Below are 12,946 nucleotides of genomic sequence, written 5' to 3'. Positions count from 1 at the left end.
CGTGCACCTTTACCTGCACGGCGTCTTCATCAGGCGTTACGCCCGGCCATGACACCACCATCAATATCCCAGATGGCGCCAGTCACCCAGTCGGTCTTATCCGACAGCAGGAAGACGACTGTTTCCGCAATATCGCCAGGCGTACCCACACGACCGATCGGGTGGAAGCTGTCGAAGCTGTTCATCACCTCTTTCACATCGTCTTTAGGGATAAAGCCTTCATAAATGGGCGTGTGTACCACGGCCGGAGAGACGGCATTAACCCGAATACCTTTACTGCCGAGCTCAATGGCCAGATTTTTGGTCAACGCATGCAGCCCCGCTTTTGCCATGGAATAGGCAGAAGATGGCGTTGCGCCAATGGCCTGCTGCGCCCACATTGAACCAATGTTGACAATAGCGCCTTTAATACCCGCCTCAACCATGTTGCGCACCACGTCACGGGTAATAAAGAAAGTGGCGCGGTTAATGCTCATATAGCTGTCATAATCCGCCGCTTCATGTTCAGTGAATGCTTTCGGGAAGAAGACGCCCGCAGCATTAACCAGCAGACTGATATCTTTATGCTCGGCATTAATGGTGTTCACCACATGCTGCATGCCCGCTTCCGTCATCAGGTCGGCGACGATGACAGAAACCTCGCCGGCACCGGCCAGCGCCTGACGCGCCTGCTCCGCTTTCTCCTGGCGGTTGCCGACCAGAACGACGCTACCGCCATTGTCGAGAATACGTTTTGCCGTTTCAAAACCCATTCCACTCGTACCGCCCACGACCAACAGCTTTTTACCGCTAAAAGATGCACGCATTATGAACCTCGTTTTATTCAAAAGTTACGCAAGATGAGTCGGCGTTTCGCTCATCGGGTGAAAGCAGGATGCCACGCCCTTATAAGGCTGACGAATGAGAAGAAATTGCGAGACGAGAAAGAAAATCTATCTCCGTGACGTATACTGGCTGCCACTGAACAGAAAAGAGGTCAGGTATGCGCTCCCTGAATCGACTGAAATGGCTACATGCTTTTGAGGCAACAGCCCGCCACGGCAGCTTTACCGGCGCCGCGCAGGAACTGGGCGTTACGCCTGCAGCAATAGGCCAGCTTGTTCGCGCTCTTGAAGAGTGGGTGGGCCATCCCTTACTTCATCGCACCCGCTCAGGTAAAGCACGTCTGACGCTGGTGGAAGAGGCGCAGGATGCACTTGAGGACATTACCAACGGGCTGGATAAGCTTGAGGCAGGCCTGCATAAGTTGCGCGGCCGCCGGTCCCGCTCGGTGGTAGTGATCACCGCCTCTCAGGTACTGGTAATGAACTGGTTGATGGAGCGTCTGAACCGATTTTCTGAAACCCATGACAATATTGATCTTCGACTGAACGTGACTGAAAAAATCATGGATGTCTCTCACGGCGAGGCGGATATCGGCATCCGTTGCGGTCAGGGAGACTGGCAGGGCGTGAACAAAACCTGGCTCATGGATGAAGAAGCTGTTCTGGTGTGTAGCCCGCGGCTTGCTCCGCCGGAGAAGATAAGCTGCGGCGAGTGGCTCGCCACACAAAAGCTGATTCACGATGATACTCCCCACCCTGGCGCCGGCTTCCCCACGTGGGAAGAGGTCTTTACAGCCGTAAATGCGCCTGCGGCACAAGAGAGCGGGCTACATATCAATTCAACCTCCACGGTCATACTTTCCGCCCTGAGCGGTCGTGGTGTGGCGATTGTTCGCAAAGCGTTGGTAAAGCAGCATATCGAAACAGGGCAGCTGATACAGCTTCACGCCGATCATCGCTGGCCGTTAAAATGGGCGTACTACATCGTCACCTCCCCCAACACCAGCGAACGCCGCGACGTGAAAATTTTCCATGACTGGCTTATTGAAGAGGTGATGAAAGAGGAAAAGTGAGCGCTACACCCGGACCCGCATCATTATGATGGTCTGACCGCACTTGCTTAAACAGCGTGCTTCAAATTTTACGGATGCGGGCATAACCCATGCCTTTGGGTTGAGGTTTAGAAAATCATCCCTCTAACCGGGCATAGCGCGAAGCAAGCTTGTCGAGAAAGGTATGTAGTTTCAGGTTCATATCGCTATAATCATTCGCCCGCAGTTCTTGCGGGGTCTGAACGAAACGGTATTTTCCCGCTCGCTTTAACTCCTGTTCAGACTGCGCTATCAGTAGTTCCACAAGCTCTGGCGTGAATTCCATATGACACTGAAAACCAAACACCCGATCGGTATAAGCCACTATCTGGCGCGGGCACCCTTCGCTGCAGGCGATGATTTCGGCTTCAGGGGTCAGCCCAGGCATATCATTATGCCAGTGGCCTGCCATAAAGGTCTTCCCGACGTGTGTAAAGAGCTCGTGGCTCTCCCCTTTGTCAGTCAACGTAACCGGAAAGGCACCCATCTCTTTTTCAGGGCTATGGGCGAAAGGGGCACCCAGCGCTTCGCCAGTCAACTGCGCTCCCAGACAGACCCCAATCACGGCTTTTCCCGCGCGTACCGCTGAGGCAATAAGCGCCTGCTCTGCGTTGGCATCAAAATGGGCGCACTCTTCCACGGTAACGGAGGGATCCTGCGGCCCGCCCATGACGATCAGCAAATCGATGCCGCCTGCGTCGCTGGGCAATTTTTGACCTTCATAAAGACGGGAAAAGGTGACCTCATGGCCCCGGCTCCTGGCCCAGGTTTCGTAAGCGCCGGGGGCTTCAAAATATTCATGCACAACAAAATGTACTCGCATTGGCGTATGCTCCTGTAAACGTGCTCAACTCCGTTATGCGTAGGGTTACGGCGCAAAGGCATTGGCCGGATAACCGCAGCCAAAGCATGATAAACAAGAGGGTTACATCTGAAATGCCAGTAAGCATTGATAAAGCGCCAAGACATGATGAAGCGACAGGCTGGTCAGCAACGGCTATCTCTTACCGGCGCGGAGAGGTCGATCTGCCCCACTATCATCTTGAAGGACAGCTTTTATTTGCTACCCGAGGAGTGATGCTGGTGGAAACCACAGACGCAAGGTGGGTTATTCCTCCACAGCGCGCGCTATGGATCCCGCCCTTGATGATCCATTCCTACAGGCTGCTTTCGCAAACGGAATTACGCGCCATTTATGTGAGTGAGAGTCTGATTTCAGCATGTGCAAATTTCACCCGCAGTCATCTGGTTCATATCATTAACGCCACGCCGCTGGTAAAAACCCTGATAGCGGATCTGTTCACAGACGACTATAACGGCCCGTTAAAGCGAAAAATGCTGCTTTTATTACTGGAAATTCTCAGCGAGGCCCCAACGGTAGCGGCCGAACTGCCAATGCCGCAAGATGAGCGCCTGTGTCATGCTGCGAAAGCACTGATGCACAGCTATCGATGGGAGACATCTTTAACGGATATGGCTGACCTTGCTGCGATGTCGGAGCGATCCTTTACCCGGCTGTTCTTACGTGACACGGGATTTAGTTTCAGAACATGGAAACAGCGAGCCAGAATATATGCCTCGCTGGATCTGCTCTCTGCTGATGTGCCCGTTAAACAGATTGCGTACCAACTCGGCTTTTCATCTCCTGCTGCGTTTTCAGCGGCATTCCGTTCAGTAATGGGGGTAACGCCAGGTCAGTATTGATCCGGGTGGCGCTTGCATATCACCACCCTTTTTCGGACAAACCGCGCGCTTACCGCTAATGTCACCCGTTGCCGGTTCGCCTTTGAGCTTCCTGCTCAATAAGCCTTCCGGCAACCTGTTGCGAGGGGCATAAAAAGGAGTTTTACCTGCCTGAATAGTTGTCAATAACAGGCACGTTTATTCGCTGTGACAGACGTGATGTCACTTAAAGCGGAGCCAGAGAAAGAGAAAGCATTATAAAAACTTATTGAATACACTGCCTTTATCCAACTGAGTTGAACCAGAAGGTAAAGATATATCTTTAATAATTCCTGCTGCAGGTTTGACGAGAAACTGATTTGTCTCGGCAAGCGATGCTAATTTCGGTAAGTCCAGCGACTGAATTGCCGCTATCATTTCCTCACTCAGGCCAGATATAGTGGTTACATCAGAGTCTGTTTCGCTTGCAATCCTCTGGATAAGCAGGAGGTAGGATAAATTAAACTGCTGAACATCTTCTAAAACCGTGCGTTTGTTTGTCATTGCTCACCAGTGATTGAACCAGATTCGTGGAAAATTTACCCAACGGCCCTTTAAAAATCGGGCAAATGATACATTGAAAATACAACTTATCCATATATATTTTGTAAATTTACAATTTAATTTTAACCAATAAAAACAATGAATTAAAATTTTAGCCGCTGGCATTATATATGTTAGTCAGAATAAAATTTATACAGGCAATTTACCTGTAAGCACCTCTCCTGATGTTGAATACGAATAATTCCCCTTCCGGTTAAAAATCACTATTTCATGGTAAACAGGGAGCTATTTATCTGGTCCTGTTTTCAGGGCACTTCATCTGCCTGTTAATATCAGACTCTGAGGGGCGGGTATTCATGCTCCGGCCATAAGGGGTTGTCACCCGCCCATGCATGGCAACAAGGCAGCCTGTCTCTGGCTCAACGTTTTCCGCTAAAACGCTGTTAGCCTGCCCATCGAAGAGAAATGTATTGACGGGACAAGCACTTGAATAAATGTAACCTAATGTGAGCATTTTTATTGAGGTATTTCTGAAAATTAACAGCCCAGGTTGCGGCCTTAAGAAGAGAGTGATTAACTGCACTCCTGATTTATTGTCGATGCTAAAAGTAAGCAGACATGAACAGCAAAAACACGTTTCGTAGAAAATTGCTGAAATACCATCAAAATAGTTTAAATAACTCAAAATATCAGGCCGATATGTCAGGCGCTGACCTGCGATTTATGGACCTGCGGGGACTCAACTTGCAAAATATAAACTTAACAGGTAGCGATCTTTCATTTAGCGATCTCCGTGATGTTGATTTCTCAGGGGCCTCTCTTAAAGGCGCTAACCTCAGTCACTGTAAGACCGAAGGGGCGAAATTTACTCTTGCAGATTGTACTGGCGTAGATTTTTCAGGAAGTGACGTGCTGCCCGTCCCTTCTGCTGAAGCCCTGAAGGACAAGGATATCGTCATCACTGAAATGCTACCGCCACGGCCACTCATCACGGTCTATATGCCGACCTGGAATCGTGAAGCGCTCACTATCCGGGCAATAGAGTCTGTCCTGAAACAGGACATGGATAACTGGGAACTTATTATTATCGATGATTTCTCGTTATCCTATGAAACACTGCAGGCGTATATCACCGATCTTAACGATCCGCGCATTATCTATATTCGTAATCCGTTTAATTCAGGCGCCTGTGCTGTCCGGAATCAGGCAATACGAATGGCCAGAGGTTATATGATAACGGGCCTCGATGATGATGATGAATTTCTGCCAACGCGCCTGTCATCTTTTCTTGCCTTTGAATATAAGCTTCAGCATCACGGATTTATATATGCCGATGATTATCTTTGTGACAGTAAAGGATATGAGAGACTGGAGGAGTTGCGGGTCTACCCGAAACCGGCCTATAAAAAGCGCTTATTTGATAAGCGAAATATTATAGGTAATCAGATGCTGACCTTAACCAGTCGCCTGCAGGAGATCCTGTTTGATGAAAATCTGACCGCTGCACAGGATTATGACGCCTTTTATCGACTGGCCGAAAAATACGGCGACCCTTTTAAGGTAGACGCGATCACCCAGGTACTCTATGTCAATCACGGCGAGGTACGCATCACCGCTTCAGGGCGTAAATTTGCGGGCTATCTGGATTTTTACCGAAAACACAAAGCTAAACTCGACGCATCGAGTAAAAAATATCAGCTTTTTACGCTGTACTATATCCGCAACAAAAAGATGGGCGCGCGTACCCTGTTAACACTCCTGACGCTGCGTAACCTCAAACGATATCTGATGATGTTTTCCACCTTCCGCAGCAAAAAATTTTAATCCCCCCAGATGAGGCTAATTCCAGAAGTGCGACCAGGCCTGGCCACTCGCGTTGCGGCCCCCTCCGGTAATAATGAATAACCATGTGCGCTTATCCTTAGCGCACATACCAGACGACCTCCGACACCCGCTCCAGTGCATTCAATAAGGTTAGGCTGGCCTTGCCATGTTAAAGTGAACTCACGCCTGTGAAAGCGGTATAAGCAGGCCTGTTGTGCCACAAAAATGGATAAAGCGACAGCGCAGAAAAGGAGCAAGACATTCATGACCAACCTGAAAAGAGCGCAACACGCTGGCGGATATCTGCCCCGGGGTATGATTTTCAGCGTATTTTTCCTGACGATTTTTTCAGCGCATTCGCAGAGCCTGACTGACGCGAAATATCTTTTCTCGTTCCAGTCCAACAAAAGTACTTGCCTCCTCAGGGTGAATGACCTGCCCGCGTTTGATAATACTACCGATGATGACGGCACAATCTCCGCTGCCTTTACAATGACCGCCTTTCTGGAAAAGGGTAACAATGATATCGAGCTGTTAATGGGGCCGCAGGACGCCGGTGATCCTCAGTCGTTATTTTCCGACTCCTCATGCCAGGTCACTGTCACCAATGAAACCCCTGGCGGCACGGTACTGCTGGCTGACTATCGCCTGACCGTGAATAATAAAAATGAAATGACTGCGGTTAATTCACTAAATCATGCGAACGGTGCGAAAGTAACAGAAGGCTATACCACATCAGACAAAGACTTCGGATTATATAAAATGCAGAGCGTGGTTACGCCTGACCTGCTACCAGAGTGGTCATGGGTTAAGGCGACGCCAGTCACGCAGAAGGATCTACCCAAAATTCGTCAGGCCTATGACGCTATCTGGATGCAAATAAAGCATCGCGATATTCAGGGGCTGAAACGCACGGCGAAAATCTCAAATGAGGAGATGGCAAAAGCCGAAGGAACGACGCCGGAGATGATTTTCCTCTCAACCGATTTGCCTGAGCATGTTAACGATCCCCGACTCACGCCTGCAGATATCGAATGGGATAAATATGACCTGATGCGCTATCGCGGAGGGCGTCTTTTTCGCATGGGTGTCGGGTTCTTCCAGAATTCTCCGCTGAGGTTTAAAAATGCCGAAGGCAAAGTGGTCTACACCTACAACCCCTACTTTTCCATGATCAACGGTGAGGTGGTTTTAGTACGCTAACCGCTATCCTGACTATACCTGCAGGTATTTCAGCAGATTACAGAAGCCTCTTGATCACCTTTTCCAGGGCTGTTCTGAACCAGAGAAGCGCCAGATCGTTGTCAAAACTTTTATGCCAGAGTAGCGAGAGCGCTATCTCTGGCGTCTTCACCGGAACGAGACTTGTGCATAAGCCGTAATGAGAAACCCAGTCGGCAGCCAGTCCGGAAGGGACGGTGGCTAAGGCGGGCAGACGCCCTAGTACGGGCGGTAAAGTGGAGAAATGGGGAGTGACATAACGCACCTGACGTGATTTCCCCCGCTGTGCTAACTCCTCATCAATGGCGCTCCAGGACGAGCCGCGGTAGGAGACCAGCAGGTGATCATGTTCCACGTAATCTTCCAGCGTAAGCGGCACGTTTAGCGAAAGCTGTTCAGGGTGCCAGACCGTACAGAAGCTGAGTGAACCCAGAGGTTCCCGCCTCAATGCAGAGGCCGTGCCCTGTCCCACTGAAATCGCGAGATCAATCTCCCGATTGAGCGCTTGCTCACTGTCCCGAAACGGATCGCTGGCGCTTACCTGAAGCGTGATTCCCGGTGCCTCGCACGCCAGGTATGCCTGCAGTTCCGGCATTATCCACTGCTCCACCCAATCGCTCATCCCCAGCCGGAAGCAATGTTTTGCTGTTGCAGGCGAAAAGGAGGGCGGCTGAAAAAGAACCTGTTGCATCTGTTCCATCAAGGGTCCGAGTGCCGCAATAAGCGCTTCGGCGCGTGGTGTCGCTACCATGCCTGCGGCGGTGCGCACGAAAAGGGGATCGTCAAACATGTCACGCAGTCGACCAAGGGCATTGCTGACAGCAGGTTGTCCAAGATGCAGTTTTTCAGCAGTACGCGACACACTTCCTTCCCGGTGCAAAACCAAAAGTACCGTCAACAGATTGAGGTCGATCCGATGAAAATCATTTTCCCTGATAGCGAACATTATATTAATCAATTTGAGTGATAGTGATGGGATGAGGATACTGCCTCTCACCTTCTGATGACATACCGATGAGGAATGTTATGAAAATTTTGATGATGTTGATTGGCTCCCTGCTTTTCTCCAGCCCGCTTCTGGCCGCCGGGGGGACGGACCCGCTGAAGCAGCAGGCACCCGGTTATTATCGAATGATGCTGGGTAAAATGCGGATCACGGCCGTATCCGACGGGACGGTGACTATCCCCCTCACTACCCTGCTGATGAATATTTCCGCAGACAAATTACGCCAGGCGATGGCCGACGAGGCAATGACCCCGCAGGCAGAAACGTCGATTAACGCCTATGTCATAGACGACGGTAAAACACGTATTTTAGTGGATACAGGCGCGGGCGATCTGTTTGGTCAAAACGGAGGCCATCTGCTGGAAAATCTTGAGGCTGCTGGCTATCCGCCACAATCCATTGATGCCGTACTGCTGACCCATATTCATGCCGACCATTCCGGTGGCGTATCTCGCTCGGGCAAACCTGCTTTTCCTAATGCGCAGGTATATGTGGATAAACGCGACGCAGACTTCTGGCTGACGCCAGCTAACGTCAATAAGGTCGGGGCCAGTGAAGCCCATACCTTTGCGCAGAGTGAGCAGACCCTTCGCCCGGTCATCAATGCCGGTCGGTTAAAAACGTTTCTGGCACCGGCTACCCTCTTTAGCGGTATCCAGGCGGAGTCAACGGCGGGTCATACGCCCGGCAGCGTGCTCTATCGGGTGGAAAGTGAAGGCCAGACGATGGTCCTCTGGGGCGATATTATCCATGCCAAAGCGGTGCAACTGCCCGACCCGGACGTGGCCATCCACTTTGATGTCAACAGCCAGCAGGCCATTGCCACCCGGAAGCGCGTGCTAAAACAAGCGGCCGATGAAGGCTACTGGGTCGCTGCTGCCCATATTTCGTTTCCAGGTTTTGGTCACGTCAAGCGTGAAGGGAAGGGTTATCGCTGGGTAGAAAGTAACTATACGACGCTGTCAGGGCAGTAGCGAGGTTACCTCTGAAGCCGGCAGCTATCTCTGTGCAGAAACCTCTTTCCACACAACCTGGTTAAGGAGATTTTACCGTGAAATCAAGCCGGATGATGTTGACCGCTCCACCGACCACGTGGGTGCGCAGAGAGGCAACATCATCCGGCTTTTTCATGTGAAAACTTACCGCTCCCGAAACGCCTCGGCTTTGGCGCGTAAAATGGGCTTCAGCAGATAGGCCATAATGGTTTTCTTGCCGGTAATAATATCCACCGAGGCGACCATCCCCGGAATAATCAGCAGCGGCTTCTCATCCGTACCCAGATGATTTTTATCAGTACGTAGCCGAATGATATAAAAACTTTTGCCGTCTTTGTCCGTCACTGTGTCCGGGCTTATCTGCTCGAGTTTTCCCCTGAGTCCACCGTAGATGGTGTAGTCGTAAGCGGTGAATTTCACCGTTGCTTCCTGACCGGGGCGCAAAAAGGCGATGTCCTGCGGGCGAATTTTCGCTTCCACCAGCAGGGTGTCATCGAGCGGGACTATCTCCACCAGGTCGTTGCCGGGCTGGATAACGCCACCAATGGTATTTACCAGCAGTTGCTGGACCACACCGCGCACCGGTGAGGTCACCAGCGTGCGATTTACCCGGTCGGTAATGGCTTTACCGGACGCCTCGATTTTGCTCAGATCGGTTCGCGCTTCATTAAGCTGCCCCAGCGCTTCGCTGCGGTAGCGGCCACGGGTTTCCCCCACTTTACTTTCGATCTCTTTAATGGCCGCTTCTGCACGCGGAATGGCGAGGATCACTGAGTCCAGTTGCCCCTGCGTTTCAACACCGGCCCGGCGCAAACGCAGCATCTCCACTTTGGAAATCGCCCCTTTCGCCACCAGTGGTTCAGACATGCTGATCTCCTGCTGTTGCAGCGCCAGGCTCCGCCGGTACTGGGTTAATTTGCCCTGGAAATCGAGCAGCTCCTGCTTCTTCTGCACCAGTTGCTCATTAAGGCCGGACAGCTCGCTCTGAATACGCTTATTCACGCTACTGAACAGCTCCATTTCACCGTTTGCGATTTCCGGTGCCTGTCGGACGATTTCCGGTGATAAGGTCAGTGAATCCGCCCCTTCAAGCTGTGCGGTCAGGCGCTGAATTCTCGCCTCCAGCGCCAACCGATCCGCCTCGGTTTCCCCGGCATTGGAGCGAAAACGGGTATCATCAAGACGCAGCAACGGGGAACCGGCCTTCACCACCTCGCCTTCATGAACGAAAACCTCGGCAACAATTCCACCCTCAAGGTTCTGTATTTTTTGCAGGCGTGAGGAGGGAATAGCCCGCCCTTCTCCGCGCGTCACTTCATCAATTTCAGCCAGTGATGCCCAGACGATCATCGCGATAAAGAACGCCAGTATTGCCCAGAGCGTTACGCGCACGACGCGGGGTGCATCATCCAGCAGCGCCTTATTGACCTCACTGGTGGTAAAGGCAGAAGGCTTTTTATTTCCCGACAGCCACCCCATCAGGCGGCTAAGCAGATTAACGGTTCGCATGAATCTGCCCCTTCTTCAGCGCGTTCATCACACTCTCTTTCGGGCCGTCAGCGATAATTTTGCCGTTATCGACAATGATCAGGCGGTCCACCAGTGAGAGCAAAGAAGCACGATGGGTCACCATCAACAGCGTCTTATTACTGATAACTGGCGCTAAGGCTTTTTTGATTAACTCTTCGCTGGTGTTATCCATCGAACTGGTGGGTTCATCCATCAACAGGACGGGGGGATCGAGCAGCAAGGCGCGCGCCAGGGTCACCGCCTGCCGCTGCCCACCGGAAAGGCTCATCCCCCGCTCGCCAACCTGCATGTTGTAACCGGAGGGATGGCGGCGGGCAAAATCGTGTACGCCGGTCAGAGTGGCAACCCGCAGCATGGTTTCATCGTCAACATAACTGGCACCGTAGAGCAAATTTTCGCGCAGCGTGCCGCTGAATAAATGGATATCCTGGGGGGCATAGCCAATGTTATGGCGCAGATCGTGGACATCAATCTGGCGGGCGTCTATGCCGTCAATCAACACGCTGCCGCTGTCCGGCTGGTAAAAACCAACCAACAGCTTCGCCAGCGAACTTTTCCCCGAGCCGCTTCGTCCGATAATTCCCACCTTCTCTCCGGCCCCAATCGTCAAAGAGACGTTACTGAGAGAGGCGTACTGGTTACCAGGATAGATAAACGTCACGTCACGCAGTTCAATCGCCCCAGAGAGCGTCTCACGCTTTAACGGCACGTCGCCCTCCGCCACCTCCTGCTCCAGCCCCATCATTCTGTCGATGGTTGATTTGGTCATACGTGCGCGCTGATAACGGGTGATCAGACTGCATAACTGGCCAACAGGCATCATGGCGCGACGGTGCAGCAGGTAACAGGCAATCAGCCCTCCCATGCTCAGATTGCCGCTGATTATGATGTACACCCCGGCGACAATGATCGCCACACCGCTGGCCTGTTGCAGCCAGGCGGTGAAATTGACGGCCACATACGAGAGAGATTTTACCCGCAGCTCCAGCTTGCTAAGCTGGCTGGTCAGGTGTTCCCACTGATACTGGCGCTCGCTCTGGGCGTTATTCATTTTGATGGCATCAAGACCAGTCAGGGTCTCCACTAACATCGCCTGTCGCTCGTTGGATAACTGATATGTCTTCTGTACACGGGACATTAACGGACGCTGAATAAGCCAGCTCACCAGCAGCGCCAGCGGGTAACAGAGCAATGGAATAAACACCAGCGGGCCGCCTATCACACCAATGACCACCAGAATCAGCAGCGTGAAAGGAAAATCGATAAAGGCCGTGAGGGTCAGTGACGAAAGGAAGTCGCGAATCGACTGAAACTCCTGGAAGTTCTGGGCAAAGCTCCCTACCCGTTTCGGGCGCTGCTTCATTTTCATGCCCAGCAGACGTTCGAACAGCGCCGAGGAGACCACCAGATCGGTTTTCTTCCCCGCCAGGTCGAGACAAATACCACGCAGGATCTTCAGTATAAAATCGAAAATAAAAGCAATGCTGACGCCAATAGCCAGCACCCACAGCGTGGCCGTCGCCTGATTCGGCACCACGCGATCATAAACATTCATCACAAACAGCGGGGCGCAGAGCGCTACCAGGTTAACAAGGAAGCTGGCGACAACCGCGTCCAGATAGAGGTATTTCGACAGCTTCAGCGTGTCCTGGAACCAGGCCGTGGTGCGGGGAAGCGTTGCGGTTGGCTGCGCATCAAACTCATGGCTGGGTGATAAAAAAATCGCCTGCCCACTGTAATGCTCTGCCAGCTGTTCGCGCGTCAGGGTAATCTCACCGCCTTCGGTTTCGCCCGGCAGCAAACGCGCCTGTTGAGCATCCCACCCCACCAGCACGGCGGTCTGATTGTTTTTCAGTAGCAGAATGGCAGGCAGCGACAGGGCCGAGAAGGACTCCAGCTCACGCTGCAACACCCGCGCCTTGAGCCCGGCCCGGCCAGCGGCGCGGGGAAATGCGTCCAGGGTCAGCGTATGGGATGCCAGCGGGAGCCCTGTCGTCAGAACGGTGCGGCTGGTCGCGATGTTGTGCAGTTTGCAGATAATCAGCAACGCGTCCAGCAGCGGATCATCGTGACGCTGGCGGGGATCCTGTCGGTCGGACAGTGGCAGGGTGGCTTCAGCGTTTTCAGGGGTGCCAGTATCAGGCGTCATTCTCATTCTCGGTGGTCGGCAGACCCGGTCGCAGTGAAAAATAAGGGGTATCACCGGTAGATACCGGCAATAATCCCCTC

11 protein-coding genes and 1 pseudogene are annotated in these 12,946 nt (G+C 52.2%); 6 read left to right on the top strand and 6 right to left on the bottom strand.

What is annotated here, in order from left to right:
* Window positions 1-29: 29 nt before the first annotated feature.
* Complete coding sequence (locus KXR87_RS02200; protein ID WP_437430634.1) at window positions 30-806, bottom strand: SDR family NAD(P)-dependent oxidoreductase; 777 nt, start codon at window positions 804-806, stop codon at window positions 30-32.
* Window positions 807-982: 176 nt separating this feature from the next.
* Here KXR87_RS02200 and KXR87_RS02195 point away from each other — a divergent pair, with 176 nt between their 5' ends.
* Complete coding sequence (locus KXR87_RS02195; protein WP_437430633.1) at window positions 983-1,897, top strand: LysR substrate-binding domain-containing protein; 915 nt, start codon at window positions 983-985, stop codon at window positions 1,895-1,897.
* 115 nt (window positions 1,898-2,012) lie between these two features.
* Here KXR87_RS02195 and KXR87_RS02190 read toward each other — a convergent pair whose 3' ends face one another.
* Window positions 2,013-2,738, bottom strand: a complete 726-nt coding sequence (locus KXR87_RS02190) for a type 1 glutamine amidotransferase (protein ID WP_437430632.1) — start codon at window positions 2,736-2,738, stop codon at window positions 2,013-2,015.
* A 113-nt stretch (window positions 2,739-2,851) separates the two neighbouring features.
* Between KXR87_RS02190 and KXR87_RS02185 the strand changes: the two genes are divergently transcribed.
* Entirely contained in the window at window positions 2,852-3,619 is a 768-nt protein-coding gene (locus KXR87_RS02185) for an AraC family transcriptional regulator (protein WP_437430631.1), read from the top strand.
* A gap of 234 nt (window positions 3,620-3,853) precedes the next feature.
* Here KXR87_RS02185 and KXR87_RS02180 read toward each other — a convergent pair whose 3' ends face one another.
* The gene (locus KXR87_RS02180; RefSeq protein WP_437430630.1) at window positions 3,854-4,141 is read right to left on the bottom strand and encodes a flagellar transcriptional regulator FlhD; all 288 of its coding nucleotides are present in this window, start codon (window positions 4,139-4,141) and stop codon (window positions 3,854-3,856) included.
* 618 nt (window positions 4,142-4,759) lie between these two features.
* Between KXR87_RS02180 and KXR87_RS02175 the strand changes: the two are divergent.
* The 3 genes and pseudogenes from KXR87_RS02175 to KXR87_RS02165 all read left to right on the top strand — a co-directional run.
* A pseudogene (locus tag KXR87_RS02175) lies at window positions 4,760-5,038 on the top strand (pentapeptide repeat-containing protein); the annotation flags it as partial.
* A gap of 69 nt (window positions 5,039-5,107) precedes the next feature.
* Window positions 5,108-5,965, top strand: a complete 858-nt coding sequence (gene wcaA / locus KXR87_RS02170; protein ID WP_437430813.1) for a colanic acid biosynthesis glycosyltransferase WcaA — start codon at window positions 5,108-5,110, stop codon at window positions 5,963-5,965.
* 264 nt (window positions 5,966-6,229) lie between these two features.
* Complete coding sequence (locus tag KXR87_RS02165) at window positions 6,230-7,168, top strand: IdsF (protein ID WP_437430629.1); 939 nt, start codon at window positions 6,230-6,232, stop codon at window positions 7,166-7,168.
* 37 nt (window positions 7,169-7,205) lie between these two features.
* Here the strand turns inward: KXR87_RS02165 and KXR87_RS02160 are convergent, their stop codons facing one another.
* The gene (locus tag KXR87_RS02160; protein WP_437430628.1) at window positions 7,206-8,132 is read right to left on the bottom strand and encodes a LysR family transcriptional regulator; all 927 of its coding nucleotides are present in this window, start codon (window positions 8,130-8,132) and stop codon (window positions 7,206-7,208) included.
* A gap of 80 nt (window positions 8,133-8,212) precedes the next feature.
* On the opposite strand from KXR87_RS02160, the gene KXR87_RS02155 reads away from it, so the two are divergent.
* A complete protein-coding gene (locus tag KXR87_RS02155) occupies window positions 8,213-9,166 on the top strand; it encodes an MBL fold metallo-hydrolase (RefSeq protein ID WP_437430627.1) in 954 nt (317 codons plus the stop codon).
* Between the two features lie 165 nt (window positions 9,167-9,331).
* On the opposite strand, the gene KXR87_RS02150 is transcribed toward KXR87_RS02155, so the two are convergent.
* On the bottom strand, window positions 9,332-10,666 hold the full coding sequence (locus tag KXR87_RS02150; RefSeq protein ID WP_437430812.1) for an HlyD family type I secretion periplasmic adaptor subunit: 1,335 nt from the start codon (window positions 10,664-10,666) through the stop codon (window positions 9,332-9,334).
* A gap of 16 nt (window positions 10,667-10,682) precedes the next feature.
* A complete protein-coding gene (locus tag KXR87_RS02145) occupies window positions 10,683-12,866 on the bottom strand; it encodes a type I secretion system permease/ATPase (protein WP_437430626.1) in 2,184 nt (727 codons plus the stop codon).
* Window positions 12,867-12,946 lie beyond the last annotated feature (80 nt).

This window comes from Yokenella regensburgei, from assembly GCF_051486985.1.
In the GTDB taxonomy this organism is placed as follows: Bacteria; Pseudomonadota; Gammaproteobacteria; order Enterobacterales; family Enterobacteriaceae; genus CBFFRJ01.
The sequence above is the reverse complement of the archived record's forward strand: the minus strand, read 5'-3'. Positions and strand labels throughout refer to the sequence as shown.